Origin of the sequence: Microbacterium phoenicis (assembly GCF_047302325.1) — a bacterium.
Taxonomy (GTDB): Bacteria; Actinomycetota; Actinomycetes; order Actinomycetales; family Microbacteriaceae; genus Microbacterium.
In genome coordinates this window covers 282,126-298,766 of the sequence record NZ_CP154849.1, presented here as the reverse complement: position 1 = coordinate 298,766, position 16,641 = coordinate 282,126, and the positions used below count along the sequence as shown (strand labels likewise).

The following is a 16,641-nucleotide window of genomic DNA, read 5'->3' as shown; positions in this document are numbered from 1 at the left end:
GATGTCGCCGCACCGGGTCTTGCCGCGGCGGGTGCGGGCCGCGGATCATGAATCCGGGAGGCGACATGGCTGAGGTGACGGCGGAGATGCGCGAGATCCTCGGCGAGGTGCGCACGATCATCGGCGACCGGCGGGTGCGCGAGATCTCGATGTTCGGATCGGTCGCGCTCATGGTCGACGACTCCATGGCCGTCGCGGTCTTCCGCGACGAGTCGGTGCTCGTCCGGGTCCGCGACGACGAGGATGCCGCGCTGCTCGCTGAGCCCGATGCGGAACGCTCGGTCATGGGCGAGCGGTCGATGGGGCTCAGCTGGCTGCGGGTCCGGCTCGACCCCGAGCACTCTCGGCTGGAGTTCTGGGTGCGGGCGGTGCTGCGCCGTCCGGGGAAGAGTGCGGGCTGACGGTCAGGCGGTGAGCCATACCGCCCGCGCGGCAGCGGCCGGCAGGTCGACCGTCGGTCCGCCGTCGATCTGCACGGCGTCGCGCCCCGTCGCGGTGACGGTGTGCCCGACGTCGATGCCGACCTCCTCGAGCGAGCGCAGCAGCGCGGGGTCCCGATCCGAGACCCTCAGGACCCGGCCGGTGTGCCCGATCGTCGCCTCGGCGAGCAGGACGAACGGCTCGCGCTCGACGCTCCCGTCCGGCCCGGGGATCGCGTCGCCGTGCGGGTCGAACCGCGGATGCCCGAGGCGCTCGTCGATCCCGGCGAGCAGCCGGTCGCTGATCGTGTGCTCGAGCACCTCGGCCTCGTCGTGCACCTCGTCCCACGCGTAGCCGAATTCGCGGACGAGCCACGTCTCGATGAGGCGGTGCCGGCGGATCACCGCGGTCGCGCGGGAGGTCCCGGCATCCGTCAGCGAGATCGGACCGTAGGGACGGTGCGACACGAGGCCTTGAGCTGCGAGCTTCTTGATCATCTCGGTCACCGACGAGGGTGCGAGCCCGAGTTCGGCTGCCAGCACCGACGGGGTGACGGGATCGGTCTGCCACTCGGTGTGGTGGTAGATCGTCTTCAGGTAGTCGTCGACCGTGGACGCGGGCACGGACCCCAGATTATCCGCCGAACAGGGTCAGCCAGAGCAGCAGGCCGTTGAGCGTCACGAGGAAGACCGACGCGAGGATGCCGGCGATCGTCGTCCACGCCCGGTTGCGGTATCCGCCCAGCACGTCGGCCTTCGCGGTGAGCGCGACGAGGGGGATGAGGGCGAACGGGATGCCGAAGCTCAGCACGACCTGGCTGATGATCAGGGCGAGCGTCGGGTCGACCCCGACGGCGAGGATCGCGAGCGCCGGCACGAGTGTCACGAGGCGGCGGGCGAGGAGCGGGATGCGGACGCGCAGCAGGCCGTGCATGATCTCGGCTCCCGCGTAGGCTCCGACCGCGCTGCTGGCCAGGCCGCTCGCGAGGAGCCCGACGGCGAACAGGGTCGCGACGACGGGTCCGATCCCGTTCTGGAGGGCGGCATACGCGCCCTCGAGGCTGTCGGTGCCGGGGACGCCCGCGAGGTTCGCCGCCGCGAGCAGCAGGATGCAGAGGTTCACCGTGCCGGCGATGGCGAGCGCGATCGTCACATCCCAGCGCGTGGCGCGGAGCACGCGGCGGGTGTCGATCGCGGCGTCGGCGGCCGCGGCATCCGTCCGGCGGATCTCGGTCGGCCGGAAGCGGTCGCGCGCGAGCGAGCTGTGCGCGTAGATCGCGTGGGGCATGATCGTGGCGCCGAGGATGGATGCCGCGAGCAGCACCGAATCCGTTCCCTCGAAGCGCGGCAGGAGGCCCTCCACCACGCCGGACGCCTCGGGCGGACCGATGAAGACGCCGTAGGTGAAGCCGAGAGCGATGATCGCCATGAGGCCGATGATCACGAATTCGAAGCTGCGCGCGCCGCGGCGGGACTGGATGAGCAGCAGCGCGATCGAGACGGCCCCGGTGATGAGTCCGCCCCAGAGGAGGGGCACGCCGAACAGCAGCCAGAGCGCGACGGCGCCGCCGATGATCTCGGCGACGTCGGTCGCCATCGCGACGAGCTCCGCCTGCAGCCAGTACGCGCGGCGGGCGGTGTTCGTGCGGAAGCGTGCGCCGAGGAGCTCGGGCAGGCTCCGACCCGTGACGATGCCGAGCTTCGCCGACAGGTACTGGATCAGCCAGGCCATCACGTTGCCGAGCACGACGACCCACACCAGCAGGTAGCCGTAGCGGGCGCCCGCGGTCATGTTGCTCGCGACGTTGCCGGGGTCGAGGTAGGCCACGCCGGCAACGAGTGCCGGTCCCAGGAGCCAGGCCGCGCGCGTGCGTGTCCGGACGGGAGCTAGATTTTTCGGCATACCGAAAAATCTAGCTCAGAAGGGAGTGCTCGTGGCGCGGACTAGCCTGGATCGGTGCCAAAGCCCGCCGATACCGACGCCGAACCGCAGCTTCCGGTGGGGGTCGGGCCGTGGCCGGGCGGGCCGGACGAATGGCCTGACGACCCGCGCTACGACCGCGACCTGCTCGAGCACGGGGACCGCCGCAATGTCGTCGACCGATACCGCTACTGGACGATGGCGGCGATCGTGGCGGATCTCGACGAGAAGCGGCATCCGTTCCACGTCGCGATCGAGAACTGGCAGCACGACATGAACATCGGCTCGATCGTGCGCAGTGCCAACGCGTTCGGCGCCGCCGAGGTGCACATCATCGGCAAGCGGCGCTGGAACCGGCGCGGCGCGATGGTCACCGACCGGTACCAGCACGTCCGCCACCACGAGGACGTCGCGGCCTTCACCGCATGGGCGGATGCCGCGGGTCTGCCGATCCTCGCGATCGACAACGTCGACGGGTCGGTGCCGGTGGATCGGGCGGACCTGCCCGAGCGCTGCGTCCTGCTGTTCGGGCAGGAAGGTCCGGGGCTCTCGCCCGAGGCGCTGGCCGCGGCATCAGGCGTCGTCGAGATCACCCAGTACGGGTCGACCCGATCGATCAACGCCTCGGCCGCCGCGGCGGTCGTCATGTACGAATGGTGCCGCCGGCACGCCTGAGGCTCATCCCGCCCCCTCCGCGAGGCGGAAGCGGTGCTCGGGGCGGCCGGTCGTGCCGTAGCGCAGACTGATCTCGACGAGCCCCCGCGAGGCGAGCGCCGTCAGGTGGCGCTGCGCCGTCGCGCGCGAGATGCCGCTCCGATCGGCGACCTCGCTTGCGGACGCCTCGCCGTCGGCGAGGGCGCCGAGGATGGTCCGCTCGGTCGCCGACCGCGACAGCGACGCCTGTTCGGGCGCCCCGCGCAGCGCCGTCGCGGCGCGGTCGATCTGCTCCTGCGTCAGCGGAGCGGTATCGGATAGCAGGTTGCGGTAGCGCGCGTAGCGGTCGAGCCGGTCGGCGAGGGTCCGCGCCTCGAACGGCTTCACGAGGTAGGCGAGGGCGCCGGCGCGGAACGCCCGGCGGACGGTCCGCGCATCCGTCGCCGCGCTCAGAACGAACGCATCGACGCCGCAGGCGCGCACCACCTCGATGCCGTTGCCATCGGGCAGGTAGACGTCGGCCAGGATCAGGTCGGGCGCCTCGGCCCGCACCGCCGCCAGCGCGTCGGCTGCGGTGCGCACCGGCTCGAGCGTCGCGAATCCGCGCACCCCCGTCACGATGTCGCGGTGCACACCGGCGACGCGGAAGTCGTCGTCGATGATCAGCACGCGGATGTCAGTCATCCTCGCCCTCCTCGCTCTCCCCGGGGCCGGCCGGCCCCATCACTCCCGGCAGCCGCGCCCCGAACACCGCGCCGTTCCCCTCGCCGCCCGCATCGATGATCCAGACCTCGCCGCCGCGACGTCGCGCGATCTCACGCGACAGGGGCAGGCCGATGCCGTGCCCGTGCACCGCCGTGTCGGTGTCGGATCTCGTGCGCGCCGCGAATACGTCGCCGGGGTCCGCGATGCCCGCCCCCGAGTCGGCCACCGTCACGACGAGCCCGTCCTCCTCCACCGCGTCGAGGAGCGTGACCTCCACCCATGACGGGCCCTCGGGAATGGATGCCGCGGCCGTCACCGCGTTCCCGACGAGGTTCCCGAGCACCGCCAGGCTGTCCTCCACCTCGCGCAGCGTGCTGCGCAGCAACGTCTCGTCGCCCACCAGCAGCTCGACGCCGCGTTCGCGCGCGCTCTCGGCCATCGCACCGAGGAACGACTGCAGGACCGGGTCCGTCACGGCATCCAGTCCCGCGACGCGCGGGTCGACGGCGCCGCGGCCCGACACCTCGCGCAGGAAATCGCGGGCCTCGTCGCCGCGGCCGGCGTCGAGAAGACCGGATGCCGCATGCAGCCGATTGGCGAATTCGTGACGCTGGGCGCGCAGCGCGTCGGTCAGCGTGCGTACGCCGTCGAGGCGTTCGGTCAGCGCGAGCAGGTCGGTGCGGTCGCGGAGGATGGCGGCCGTTCCGAGCGCGCGGGACCCGCGGCGCACCGGACGGACGTCGATGTAGATGATGCGATCGCCGACCGCGATGCCCGAAGGCGCTCCGGTCGCCAGAGCCTCGCGCGCGGCCCGGTCGACGGGTGCGTCGGTAAGCGCCGATCCCGGCTCGACCCGTACCCCCAGCATCCGTGTGGCCGCATCGCTCCACACGCGCACGACCCCGTCCGGATCCACCGCGACCACTCCTTCGTCGGCGCTCTCGAAGACGGCGGTCTGCGTCTGCACGAGGGCTGCCAGCTCCTCGGGCTGCAGGCCGAGCGTCACCCGCTCGAGTCGCCGGCGCATCAGCAGTGCGGCGACCGCGCCCAGCACGAGGGCGATCAGGACGGCGACGGCGATCCCGGTGAGGAGAGCGGGGAGATCGCCGAAGACGCTGGCGCGCTCGAACCCGACGCTCACCTCGCCGACGGGACGGTCCGCGGCCCCGGGGGCGTAGACCGGCACCTTTGCCCGGGCCGACTCGCCGAGCGTGCCCGACTCCCACGTCACGACCTCGCGACCAGCGAGGGCCTCGTCGAAGCTCGTGCTCACGACCTCGCCGAGTCGGTCGGGGTCGGGGTGGGCGAGACGGATGCCGTGATCGTCGGTGATCACGACGAACAGCACGTCGGTGCGGGAGGTCACCGCGGCGGCGTACGTCTGGAGAGGGCCGTCCTGCAGAGCCGCCGCACCCGGGGTGCCGGGGTCAGCGGAATAGTCGGCCACCAGCTCTCGGACGTCGGGCGTCGTCGCGACGCTCCGGGCGATGTTGAGTGCAGACGATTCGGCTTCTGCACGGAGCTGCTGGACACCCAGGAACAGGAAGACACCGGCGCACGCCGCCACGACGCACACCTGCGTGACGAGCTGGAGGACCAACATCCGGCTTCCGAATCGCATCCGCCCTCCTGGTGCGCACAACGAGCGAAAGCCACGTTACGCGCACAACGACGCGGAATGCGCCTTAGCGCGCGCACGGCCTTCGCAGGTCCCTACTCTCTCGAGACGAGGTGCCGTGTCCGTGGCGCCGCTTCACGACGAAGGAGTCGCGATGAGCATCGTGCAGACCGCCGCAGCCGAGTACCCGGTGGCGTTCACCCCGCCGGACACCGTCCTGGTCATCCTCGGCTTCGTGATGGTGCTGACCTTCATGGCATTGATCATGACGAGGCGCCTCACCCCCATGGTCGCGCTCATCACCGTGCCGACGATCTTCGGCCTCTTCGCCGGCGCTGGCCTGGGTCTCGGCGATATGGTCATCGACGCGATCGGCGATCTAGCACCCACGGCGGCGCTCCTCATGTTCGCGATCATGTACTTCGGCATCATGATCGACGTCGGCCTGTTCGACCCGCTGATCCGCCTCATCACGCGCCTGCTCGGCGACGACCCCGCCAAGGTCGTGCTCGGCACGGCGATCCTCGCCGGCGCGGTCTCGCTCGACGGCGACGGTTCGACGACGTTCATCATCACAACGTCCGCGATGCTGCCGATCTACTTGCGGCTCGGGATGAGCCCGGTCGTCCTCACCTGTGTCGCCGGCCTCATGAACGGCACGCTCAACATCGTGCCGTGGGGCGGCCCGACGGTGCGCGCCGCTTCGGCGCTCGGCCTGCAGCCGACCGACATCTTCGTGCCGATGCTCCCCTCGCTCGCCACCGGCCTCGTCATCTCGCTGCTGTTCGCCTGGTTCCTGGGGCTCTCCGAGCGTCGCCGTCTCGCCGGCTCGGTCGACACGTCGCGCCTCGAGGGCGCTAGCGGCGACGGGCGCCTCGGCGCTCCGCGGCTGTTCCGCGGCGCGGAGAACAAGCCGGGCGCGCTCGCGCACCTGCGCACCGGCAACATCGTCACGGTCCGCGGCGCCCGTACGGCGGTCGACGCCGCGAAGCTCGTGGACACGGCCGACACCGCGATGGCCGACACCCTGCTCGACCCGAACCGTGCGAGCCTGCGCCCCAAGCTCATCTGGTTCAACCTCGCGCTGACCCTCGCCGTCATGGTGATGCTCGTGCTCGACATCTACCCGCTGGCGTACGTCTTCATGGTCGGTGCGGCTATCGCCCTCCTCGTGAACTTCCCCCGCCTCAAGACGCAGGCCGACGAGATCGTCGCCCACGCCCCCAGCATCGTCGGCGTCGTGTCGATGGTCCTCGCCGCGGGCGTCCTGGTCGGCGTGCTGAACGGCACCGGCATGGTCACCGCGATGGCGAGCTGGGTCACGCAGGTCATTCCGCCGTCGCTCGGACCGTTCATGGCCGTGATCACCGGCATCCTCTCGATCCCGTTCACGTTCTTCATGTCCAACGACGCGTTCTACTTCGGGATCCTGCCGATCCTCGCCGAGAGCGCGACGACCTACGGCATCGACCCCGTCGAGATGGCGCGCGCCTCGATCACGGGGCAGCCGGTGCACCTGCAGAGCCCGCTCGTCCCCGCCATCCTGCTGCTCGTCTCCCTCGCCGGCGTCAACCTTGGCGATCACCACAAGAAGGTCCTGTGGCGCGCGGTCGTCGTCTCGCTCGTCATGCTCGCGGTGGGCGTCCTCGTCGGGTCGATCCCGCTGATGGCCTGAGGTCGGGCGGTGTCCCCGCGTTCCCGGAGAGGTGGATGCCGCTACGGTGAACGTGCGCGCTCTGGGGGCGCGCACGATGTGGGGGAGACATGTCACTGCGAGTTGCCGAGCGCTCGCCGCTCGCCGGCGCCCAGGTCGTCCGCGACGTCCTGGGCGCGGTCGTCCTGACGGCCGTCGCCGGTGCGGTCGTGTGGACCGCGTCGAGCACGACCCGGCGGGTGTGCACGCCGGTCCCGTACGGATGGTGGGGCGGACTCGCCCCGGCCGGCGCGCCGGAGGAGTTCTGCGCGATCCTGCATCTCGAACCGAGCCCGCTCGTCCTCTTGGCGCTCGCGCTCGTCCTCGTGTTCTCGATCTCACGGGTGCTGCGGGTGGCGCGGTCGGCGCAAGAGAGTGCGCGCATCCTGTCGCGAGCGGTCACCGCCATCGTCATCATCGCCGCCGCGACCGTCGTCGTCGGTCAGGCGTGGCTCTGGCTGCACGGATACCCGAGTACTGGGCCGGATGGCGCGCTCTTCGTGGTGCCGCCGTTCCCCCTCGCAGAAGGTTCGGTTGTCGATGACTCGCTGGGGTTCGCCGTCCTCGGCTGACGCCGGGTCTCAGACCGTGGCGGTCATCCACTCCGAGCGGCGCACTCGCCACCCCAGGGTGCCGAGGCGCGCGAGCATGTAGACGCCGAAGAAGCATGCGGCGAGCCAGGCGAGCCCGCCCGATCCGCCCGGGTGCAGCGCCGCGACGACCGCGAGCGCCGGGATGTACGGCACCAGGTTGAGGCCGCCCGCGATCGCGAGGTACTTGGCGTCGCCGGCGCCCATGAGCACGCCGTCGAGGACGAAGACGACTCCGCACACCGGTTGCGCGATCGCGAGCACGAGGAGGGCGGGCACGATCAGGGCCGCGAGGTCGGGGTCACCGGTGAAGGCGAGTCCGATCACCCCCGAGAGCGCGGCGATGAGGACGCCCACGATGACGCCGAACCACGCGCCCCATGCGACAGTCCGGCCGAGCACACGGCGCACGAACGGCTCGTCCTGGGCACCGAGCCCGCGCCCGATCAGCGCCTGGGCGGCGATCGCCAGGGCGTCGAGCGCGAATGCCGCCGTGGAGAAGATCGTGAACGCGACCTGCCATCCGGCGAGCTCCGCGGTGCCGAGACCCGTTGCGACCGCGACCGTGGCGAGGAACGCGGCGCGCAGCGACACGGTCCGGAGGAACAGCCAGCCGCCCGAGCGCGCAGATCCGCGCACGCCGTCGCGCTGGGGGAGGACGGATGCCGCGTGCCGCCGTGCGAGCCGTCCGATGACGACGACGTAGGCCGCGACCATGCCCCACTGCGCGGCGACGGTGCCGGCGGCGGACCCCGCGATGCCCCACCCGAAGCCGTAGATGAACAGCCAGTTGAGCAAGGCGTTCGCACCGAAGCCGAGGCCCGCGATCCAGAGCGGTGTCACCGTGTCCTGCATGCCGCGCAGAAGGCCGGTGGCGGCGAACACGATGAGCATGGCGGGCAGTCCCCACATCGACATCGCGAGGTAGGTGACGGCCTGCTCGGCGACGTCGCGGCTTGGGCCGAAGAGGTCGACGAGCCACGGCGTCGCGAGGGTTCCGAAGAGTGCGAGCAGGGCGCCGAGGCCGAGGGCGAGCCAGAGGCCGTCGATGCCGACGCTGACGGCGCTCTTGCTGTCGCCCGCTCCGAACCGTCGGGCGACGGCGGGCGTCGTCGAATAGGCGAGGAAGACCATGAGGCCGACGATCGTCTGGAGGATCGCCCCCGCGATGCCGAGGCCCGCGAGCGGGACGACGCCGAGGTGGCCGATCAGGGCGGCATCCACGATGAGGAACATCGGCTCGGCGATCAGGGCACCGAGCGCCGGCACGGCGAGGCGCAGGATCTCGCGGTTCAAAGTCGGCGCGGGCATGATTTTCAGCCTAGGGGTGACCGGGGACCCGGCCCGCCGTGCGGTCAGCCCGCGGCCGGCTCGTACCGTCGGGGCTCGTGGGTCCGGGCGACGAGGTCCCGCAGCGCCTCGAGCGAGCCGGTCACCAGACCCGCGGCCCGCGCCTGCACGAGGATGTTGCCGAGCGCGGTCGCCTCGACCGGGCCTGCGAGCACCGGGACGCCCGCCCGGTCGGCGGTTCGTTGACACAGCAACTCGTTGAGCGAGCCGCCGCCGACGATGTGGATGACGCGCACGTCGACCCCGCCGATGCGGCCGGCCTCGTGCGCGGTGTCGGCGAAGGCCTGCGCGAGTGACTCGATGATGCTGCGGGCGATCTCGGCCTGAGTCTGCGGCGCCCTGACGCCGTGCTCCTCGCACCACGCGGCGATGCGCGCGGGCATGTCGCCCGGGGGCAGGAAGCGCGCGTCGTCGACGTCGAAGATCGAGGCCGTCGCCGGCACGCCGGCCGCGGCGGCCAGCAGTTCGGTGAGCTCGATCTCGTGGCCCTCGCGCTGCCATCCGCGGACGGTCTCGCTGAGGATCCACAGGCCCATGACGTTGCGGAGCAACCGGGTGCGCCCGTCGACGCCGCCTTCGTTCGTGAACCCCGCCTCGCGGGCGCTGTCGGTGAGGACCGGGCGCTCGGCCTCGACCCCCACGAGCCCCCACGTGCCGCACGAGATGTACGCCGCGTCGCCGGAGGCCATCGGGACGGCGACGACGGCGGATGCCGTGTCGTGCGACCCGACGGCGGTCACCGTCGTCTGGGGCGCGCCGATGCTCGCGGCGACCTCGTCGGTGAGGTGTCCGAGGGGCTCACCCGGCGCGATGAGCGGTGCCAGCAGGTGCTGCGGCAGACCCAGGGCGGCCGTGAGGTCGGCATCCCAGTCGCCCGTGTCGGCTCGGAGCAGGCCCGTCGTCGACGCGTTCGTCCGTTCAGCGCGTGCCTGGCCTGTGAGCCAGAACCCGATGAGGTCGGGGACGAGCAGCGCGTGCTCGGCGAGGCGCAGCACGGAGCGGTCCTCGGCGGCGAGCTGGTAGAGCGTGTTGAACGGCAGGAACTGCAGGCCGTTGCGGGCGAACAGCTCGTCGTGCGGGTGCGTCGCGTGGACGGCATCGACGCCGCGAGCGGTGCGCTCGTCACGGTAGTGGAACGGCTCGCCGAGCAGGCGCGAGCGGGCGACCAGGCCGTAGTCGACGGCCCACGAGTCCACTCCGATGCTCGCGATGTCGCCGCTCCGCGATGCCTCGCGGAGGCCGTCGAGCACGGAGCCGTAGAGGCCCAGGATGTTCCAGTGCAGGCCGTCGGCGACCCGCACCGGATCGTTCGCGAAGCGCGCGACCGTGGTGGTCTCGAGCGTGTCGGAGCCGACGTGACCGACGATGACCCGGCCGCTCGTCGCACCGAGGTCGACGGCGGCGACGGTTCCTCGCGCGCTCACGGCGTAAGGCCGGCCAGGCGCGCGGCGAAGCGGGCCAGCGTGAGGGAGGCGGCATCCCCCTCGTCGGGGCGGTTGAGGTGGCCGTGGTCGGTCCCCGGCTCGATGACGTGCTCCACGTCGCGACCGGCGGACGTCAGAGTCCGGGCGAAGTGCTCGCTCGAGACCCGGAGCTCGTCGACGTCGCCCGCGACGATGAGCGTCGGCGGGAACTCGGCGAGGTCCTCGTGCGTCGCGAGACCGGGGATCGCGGCGAGAGGCGCGTCAACGGCCGACCCGCCGAGGTAGTTCTCGTACATGCCGCGGACGGCATCCGGACCGAACCGGTCGGCGTCGGGCCGGGCGTCGAGCGCGGCGCGGAGCTCGCCCCCGGGTGCCGGCTGCTCGGCCAGCAGCGTCGGGTAGGCGAGCAGCACGAGCGTCGGCAGGTGCCGGTCGTTCTGGATGAGGCGCAGGACGGCTCCGGTCGCGATGTTCGCACCGGCACTCGCTCCGCCGATCGCGAGGCGCGCCGGATCGACCCCGAGCGTCGCGGCCTCGGCGAGCAGCCAGTCCCACACCGCTAGCGTGTCGTCGGATGCCGCGGGGAACCCCGCGCGTTCGCGGCCGGGCTCCGTCGCGGGAGCCTCCCACCCGTCGGGCAGGGGCGCCAGCCGGTAGTCGACGGAGAGGACCGTGGTCCCGGCATCCGCCAGCGTCCGTGCGACGTGATCGGCCTCGGGCATGTCGATGTCCCCTGCGGCGAACCCGCCGCCGTGAAGCCACACGAGACCCGGGGTCGGGCGGTCGAGGACCCGCGCGGGGTAGACGCGGACGAGGCCGCCGGCGGCGCCGTAAGGGGTGGGGATCTCCCTCATCGGTCGATCATGCACCCCAGCCGGCCTGCGTGCCGCCGACGCGCTCGTCGGCGATCTTCTGCAGGTGACCGGATGCCGCGTACGCGGCCATCGGGTCGGCGGCGAGGCCGCGCGACTCGCGCCACTCGGCCAGAGCGGGACGGACGTCGGTGTAGAAGGCGTCCATGAGGATGCCGTTGGCGCCGAGCACGTCGTTGGCCTGCTGCGCGGCATCCAGCGCGTGCCGGTCGATGAGCAGCGCCCGCGCCGTCATCTCCTGCACGTTCAGCACCGAGCGGATTTGGCCGGGGATCTTGTCCTCGATGTTGTGGCACTGGTCGAGCATGAAGGCGACGTCGGGGTTGTTCAGACCGCCGCCGCGGACGACCTCGGCGAGGATGCGGAACAGCTGGAACGGGTCGGCGGAACCCACGATGAGGTCGTCGTCGGCGTAGAAGCGCGAGTTGAAGTCGAAGGAGCCGAGCTTTCCGAGGCGCAGCAGCTGCATGACGATGAACTCGATGTTGGTGCCCGGCGCGTGGTGACCGGTGTCGAGGCAGACCATCGCCTTCTCGCCGAGGGCGGCGACCTGGGCGTAGGAGGTTCCCCAGTCGGGGACGTCGGTGTGGTAGAACGACGGCTCGAAGAACTTGTACTCCAGCACGAGGCGCTGAGCGTCGCCGAGGCGGGCGTAGATCTGCTGGAGCGAGTCCTGCAGGCGGTCCTGGCGGCCGCGCATGTCGTTCTGGCCGGGGTAGTTCGACCCCTCGGCGAGCCAGATCTTGAGGTCGCGCGAGCCCGTCTCGTGCATGATGTCGATGCACTCGAGGTGGTGGTCGATCGCCTTGCGGCGGATGCCCTCGTCGTGGTGCGTCAGCGCCCCGAACTTGTAGTCCTCGTCCTGGAACGTGTTCGAGTTGACGGTGCCGAGCTGCACGCCGAGGTCCTCGGCGTGGCGGCGCAGGGCGGCGTAGTCGTCGACCTTGTCCCACGGGATGTGCAGCGCGACGGTGGGAGCCAGTGCCGTGTAACGGTTGACCTCTGCGGCATCCGCGATCTTCTCGAACGGATCCCGCGGGGTGCCGGCTGTCGCGAAGACGCGGAACCGGGTGCCGGAGTTGCCGAACGCCCAGCTGGGGAGCTCGATGGCCTGCCCCTCGAGCTGGGTGAGGATGTCGGAGGACAGCGTGGTCATGAGGGATCGCTTTCTGAGGATGCGGCGGCTGTCGCCAGCTGGTCGTGCAGGTTGAAGACTTCGGCCAGCGGCGTCGCGGCCTGGTCGGGGCGTCCGTCGAGTCCGACGAAGAAGCGGGACATCTCGGCCTCCCATCGCGCGGCGATGGGGGAGGCGGCGAGGTAGGCCTGCGCCGCGGTGTCGTCGTCGACCTCGTAGTAGCCGAAGAGGCGGCCGCCGTCGCCGAGGAAGAGCGAGTAGTTGCGCCGACCGGCTGCCGCGATCTCGGCGAGCATCTCGGGCCAGACGGGGGTGTGGCGCGCGACGTACTCGTCGATGAGGGCAGGGTCGATCTGGAGCTGGAAGGCGACGCGGATCATGTCACTCCTTCGTGAAGCCGGGTCGAGAATCAGGGAAGCGTCTCGTGAAACGATTCAAGATCTTGAACAGTAACGTGGGTCCGAAGCATTCGTCAAGGCAGGTCACGTGGCAGTCAGTGTGAAGGACGTCGCTCGCGCGGCGGGGGTGTCGGTGGGGACAGTGTCGAACGTCCTCAACCGGCCCGAGAAGGTCTCTCCGGCGACGGTGGAACGCGTGCACGCGGCCATCGCCGAGCTCGGCTTCGTCCGCAACGATGCGGCGCGTCAGCTCCGCGCGGGACGGAGCCGGACCGTCGGACTCGTCGTCCTCGACTCGGCCAACCCGTTCTTCGCCGAGGTCGCCCGCGGCGCCGAGGAGCGCGCCGCCGAGCACGGCGTGACGGTCCTCCTCGGCAGCAGCGGCCAGGAGGCCGTGCGCGAGAACGCATACCTCGACCTCTTCCGCGAGCAGCGGGTCAACGGCGTCCTGCTGACCCCGCTCGCCCTCGACGAGGCGCGGGCCGAGACGCTCGAGACCGCCGGCGTGCCGATCGTGCTCGTCGACGCGGAGGCCGACGGAGACCTCCCGTCCGTGGCCGTCGACGACGTCGAAGGCGGATACCTCGCCGTGCAGCACCTGTTGCAGCAGGGACGTCGCCGCATCCTGTTCGCCGGGGGCCCGGCATCCGTCCGCCAGGTGGCGGACCGCCTCGACGGTGCGCGGCGCGCGCTCGCCAAGGTGCCGGACGCGACCCTCGAGGTCGCCTCGACCGACGAGCTCACGGTGCTCGCGGGGCGTCTCGTCGGCGAGGATCTCGCTCGGCGCGAGGCGGGGGAGCGGCCCGACGGCGTGTTCTGCGCGAACGACCTGCTGGCCGTCGGGGTGCTGCAGGGCGCCGGTATCCTCGGGTCGCTGCGCGTCCCCGAGGACCTCGCGCTCATCGGCTACGACGACATCGACTTCGCGCAGTCGACGGTCGTGCCGCTCAGCTCGATCCGCCAGCCCGCGCGCGAGATCGGCGCCGCCGCTGTCGACGCGCTGTTCGCCACGCTGTCGGACCCGGATGCCGCACCGCAGCGCATCCGCTTCCGCCCCGAGCTCGTCGTCCGGGCTTCGACCGGGGGCTGACGCGCGACGGTTTCGCGCCGGCGGGGCTCGGCACTGTCCGCGGAGATCCGGCGGCGACGCCGGTGCGCCGGGCGGGATTCGTTGGCGTGTCGCCCGGATCTCCGCGGTTCGTGCCGCGCGGGCCGCGGGACGGGTGGGCTGGAGCCCGAGCTCGTCGTCCGCGCCTGGACCCGAGGCTGACGCGCGGCGGTTCTGCGCCGCCGGGGCTGTTCACATCATGTCCTCTCGCCGAAACCACATGCTGTGCGCGCGCAGGACGTGTGCGCTCGGCGAGAGGACATGATGCGGACACGGAAGAGGGGGACCGGATGCCGGCATCCATTGACACGATTCAACACCGCGCCTAGGCTCGGCGGACGACTGGGGAAAACGCATTCCATATCGAGTTCAAGGGTGAACAGCATGAGAAGACCCGTCCGCACATCCGTCGTCGCCGCGCTCGCCGCAGCGGCGCTCATCGTCCCGGCGCAGGCCGCGATGGCGCATCCGGGGCACGGCCCCGGGAAGCCGAAGCCGGCCGCGTCGCCGCAGCTCGAGAAGCTCGATCGGGGCCTCGTCGCCCTGCCGGGCGAGGACGGCATCCACCTCACGTGGCGCCTCTTCAAGAGCGAGGCGACGGGGACTTCGGCCACCGGCCTCACCGGCACCGACTTCGTCGTGAAGCGCGAGGGCAAGCGCATCGCGACCGTCACCGACTCCACGACGTACGTCGACCCCGACGGCACCGACCGCTCGAAGTACACCGTCTCGCCGCTGCAGGGCAAGCGCGAGGGCAAGCCGTCCGAGAAGGTGACGGTGCAGGGGTCGCCGTTCCTCGACATCCCGCTCACGAAGCCCGCCGACGGAGTCACTCCCGCGGGCGAGGCGTACACCTATTCGGCGAACGACGTGTCCGTCGGCGACGTGGACGGTGACGGCGCGTACGAGTACGTCGTGAAGTGGGACCCGTCGAACTCGAAGGACGTCTCGCAGGTCGGCTACACCGGCCCGGTCTACATCGACACGTACGAACTCGACGGCACGCTGCTCAACCGCATCGACCTGGGTGTGAACATCCGCGCCGGCGCGCACTACACGCAGTTCCTCGTCTACGACTTCGACGGCAACGGCAAGGCCGAGATCATGATGAAGACGGCGCCCGGCACGAAGAGCACGGAGTACAAGAAGGGCAAGGCCAAGAAGGCCGAGTTCGTCACGATGCCGAAGGCCGACCGCAAGGCCGGCTACTCGCACTCCGACGACTACCGGCTGAGCGCCGAGGACTACGCCTCCCACCTCGCCGACGTCTTCCAGGGCTGGTCGGAGCGCGACGAGGTCGTGTCGGGCCAGTGGCCCGCGACGATCGAAGAAGCGCTCGGCACCGAGCCGACGCACGACTACCCGCTGTCGCGCGCCGACGCCGAGGAGCTCGTCGACTATTTCATCGACGTCTACGCCCCCTCGCGTTCCGCGCGCAACGTGCTGCGGAATTTCGAGGGCTTCATCGTCGACGGACCCGAGTACCTCACGGTGTTCGAGGGCAAGACCGGCAAGGAGCTCGAGACGGTCCGCTACGAGCCGGGCCGCGGTGACGACGGCCTGCTCTGGGGCGATTACGCGATGTCGCGCATCGAGCCGGGCAACCGCGTCGACCGCTTCCTCTCGGGCGTCGCCTACCTCGACGGAAAGCGTCCGTCGGCGGTCTTCGCCCGCGGCTACTACACCCGCTCGACCGTCGCGACGTACGACTGGAACGGCAAGCACCTGACCAAGCGCTGGTTCGTCGACAGCGGGCACGTCCCGCTGACGAACCCGTTCAACGACGGGCCGCATGGGCGCGACGGCACCGATCCCGAGTACGGCACGCTCACGACGCAGGGCTTCCACAGCCTGAGCGCGGCGGACGTCGACGGTGACGGCAAGCAGGAGATCGTCTACGGCTCGGCGACGCTTGATGACGACGGCAGCCTGCTGTACTCGTCGTTCGACACGATGCCCGAGGGCAGCGCGACGCCCGGCGAGAACGTGCGTCTCGGTCACGGTGACGCGATGCACGTCGGCGACTTCGACCCGAACCGCCCCGGCAAGGAGATCTTCACCGTCCACGAGGGCGGCGCGTACGCCCCGTACGGCACGGCGATGCGGGATGCCGCGACGGGCGAGGTGCTCTTCGGTGCCTACTCGGGCCGTGACACCGGCCGCGGCATGGTGGGCGACGTCCGCCCCGACGTCGACGGCGTCGAGGTCTGGTCGAGCATGCCGGCGGGAACGGATGCCTCCGGCCTCCTCTCCGCCGACGGCGACACCCTGCAGCCCACCAACCCCGGCACGAACATGTCGATCCGGTGGGCCGGCGATCTCACGACGCAGATCGTGAACGGCGCGCAGACCGTGACCCCCACGATCGACGACTGGACGCGCGGGACGATGCTCACGGCATCCGGCACCCTCACGAACAACGGCACGAAGGGCAACCCGTCGCTCGTCGCCGATGTGCTGGGCGACTGGCGCGAGGAGCTGCTCGTGCGGACGGCCGACTCGTCCGCGCTGCGCATCTACGTCTCGACCGAGCCGACGGAGCACAAGCTCTACACGCTCATGCACGACCCGCAGTACCGGGCCGAGATCGCGCGTCAGCAGACGACGTACAACCAGCCCGCGTACACGGACTTCTACCTGGCGTCCGACATGTCCTTCGCGGACGTGCCGCTGCGCTGATCGGGTGACGTGAGAGGGGGCGGATGCCGGTGGCATCCGCCCCCTTCTTCGTGTTCGCACCCCGAATGCAGTTGA

General features: G+C 71.0%; 15 protein-coding genes. 6 read left to right on the top strand and 9 right to left on the bottom strand.

What is annotated here, in order from left to right:
- Positions 1 to 65: 65 nt before the first annotated feature.
- Positions 66 to 401, top strand: a complete 336-nt coding sequence (locus tag ABCU91_RS01435) for a TfoX/Sxy family protein (protein ID WP_413354498.1) — start codon at positions 66 to 68, stop codon at positions 399 to 401.
- Positions 402 to 404: 3 nt separating this feature from the next.
- On the opposite strand, the gene ABCU91_RS01430 is transcribed toward ABCU91_RS01435, so the two are convergent.
- Both ABCU91_RS01430 and ABCU91_RS01425 read right to left on the bottom strand, forming a co-directional pair.
- Positions 405 to 1,043, bottom strand: coding sequence for a metal-dependent transcriptional regulator (locus ABCU91_RS01430; protein WP_406923263.1), 639 nt, complete (start codon positions 1,041 to 1,043; stop codon positions 405 to 407).
- A gap of 10 nt (positions 1,044 to 1,053) precedes the next feature.
- Positions 1,054 to 2,322, bottom strand: coding sequence for an Nramp family divalent metal transporter (locus tag ABCU91_RS01425; protein WP_413354497.1), 1,269 nt, complete (start codon positions 2,320 to 2,322; stop codon positions 1,054 to 1,056).
- Between the two features lie 54 nt (positions 2,323 to 2,376).
- Between ABCU91_RS01425 and ABCU91_RS01420 the strand changes: the two genes are divergently transcribed.
- A complete protein-coding gene (locus tag ABCU91_RS01420; protein ID WP_413354496.1) occupies positions 2,377 to 3,015 on the top strand; it encodes a TrmH family RNA methyltransferase in 639 nt (212 codons plus the stop codon).
- A 3-nt stretch (positions 3,016 to 3,018) separates the two neighbouring features.
- Here ABCU91_RS01420 and ABCU91_RS01415 read toward each other — a convergent pair whose 3' ends face one another.
- Together ABCU91_RS01415 and ABCU91_RS01410 are read right to left on the bottom strand one after the other, a co-directional pair.
- Entirely contained in the window at positions 3,019 to 3,678 is a 660-nt protein-coding gene (locus ABCU91_RS01415) for a response regulator (protein ID WP_413354495.1), read from the bottom strand.
- Positions 3,671 to 5,302, bottom strand: a complete 1,632-nt coding sequence (locus ABCU91_RS01410) for an ATP-binding protein (RefSeq protein ID WP_413354494.1) — start codon at positions 5,300 to 5,302, stop codon at positions 3,671 to 3,673. The genes ABCU91_RS01415 and ABCU91_RS01410 overlap by 8 nt, the downstream gene beginning before the upstream one ends.
- A 169-nt stretch (positions 5,303 to 5,471) precedes the next feature.
- On the opposite strand from ABCU91_RS01410, the gene ABCU91_RS01405 reads away from it, so the two are divergent.
- Together ABCU91_RS01405 and ABCU91_RS01400 are read left to right on the top strand one after the other, a co-directional pair.
- A complete protein-coding gene (locus ABCU91_RS01405; protein WP_406923267.1) occupies positions 5,472 to 6,992 on the top strand; it encodes a CitMHS family transporter in 1,521 nt (506 codons plus the stop codon).
- Between the two features lie 89 nt (positions 6,993 to 7,081).
- On the top strand, positions 7,082 to 7,582 hold the full coding sequence (locus ABCU91_RS01400; RefSeq protein WP_413354493.1) for a hypothetical protein: 501 nt from the start codon (positions 7,082 to 7,084) through the stop codon (positions 7,580 to 7,582).
- Positions 7,583 to 7,591: 9 nt separating this feature from the next.
- Here the strand turns inward: ABCU91_RS01400 and ABCU91_RS01395 are convergent, their stop codons facing one another.
- The 5 genes from ABCU91_RS01395 to ABCU91_RS01375 are packed head-to-tail and all read right to left on the bottom strand — an operon-like array spanning position 7,592 to position 12,761.
- On the bottom strand, positions 7,592 to 8,911 hold the full coding sequence (locus ABCU91_RS01395) for an MATE family efflux transporter (RefSeq protein ID WP_307463233.1): 1,320 nt from the start codon (positions 8,909 to 8,911) through the stop codon (positions 7,592 to 7,594).
- 44 nt (positions 8,912 to 8,955) lie between these two features.
- On the bottom strand, positions 8,956 to 10,374 hold the full coding sequence (locus tag ABCU91_RS01390; protein ID WP_413354492.1) for a rhamnulokinase: 1,419 nt from the start codon (positions 10,372 to 10,374) through the stop codon (positions 8,956 to 8,958).
- Entirely contained in the window at positions 10,371 to 11,228 is an 858-nt protein-coding gene (locus ABCU91_RS01385) for an alpha/beta hydrolase (RefSeq protein ID WP_413354491.1), read from the bottom strand. Before ABCU91_RS01385 ends, ABCU91_RS01390 begins: the two co-directional genes overlap by 4 nt.
- Before the next feature lie 7 nt (positions 11,229 to 11,235).
- Positions 11,236 to 12,402, bottom strand: coding sequence for an L-rhamnose isomerase (gene rhaI, locus ABCU91_RS01380; protein ID WP_413354490.1), 1,167 nt, complete (start codon positions 12,400 to 12,402; stop codon positions 11,236 to 11,238).
- Positions 12,399 to 12,761, bottom strand: a complete 363-nt coding sequence (locus ABCU91_RS01375; RefSeq protein ID WP_406923273.1) for an L-rhamnose mutarotase — start codon at positions 12,759 to 12,761, stop codon at positions 12,399 to 12,401. The genes rhaI and ABCU91_RS01375 overlap by 4 nt, the downstream gene beginning before the upstream one ends.
- Before the next feature lie 106 nt (positions 12,762 to 12,867).
- On the opposite strand from ABCU91_RS01375, the gene ABCU91_RS01370 reads away from it, so the two are divergent.
- Together ABCU91_RS01370 and ABCU91_RS01365 are read left to right on the top strand one after the other, a co-directional pair.
- A complete protein-coding gene (locus ABCU91_RS01370; protein WP_413354489.1) occupies positions 12,868 to 13,869 on the top strand; it encodes a LacI family DNA-binding transcriptional regulator in 1,002 nt (333 codons plus the stop codon).
- Positions 13,870 to 14,271: 402 nt separating this feature from the next.
- The gene (locus ABCU91_RS01365; RefSeq protein ID WP_413354487.1) at positions 14,272 to 16,566 is read left to right on the top strand and encodes a rhamnogalacturonan lyase; all 2,295 of its coding nucleotides are present in this window, start codon (positions 14,272 to 14,274) and stop codon (positions 16,564 to 16,566) included.
- The last annotated feature ends 75 nt before the right edge of the window (positions 16,567 to 16,641 follow it).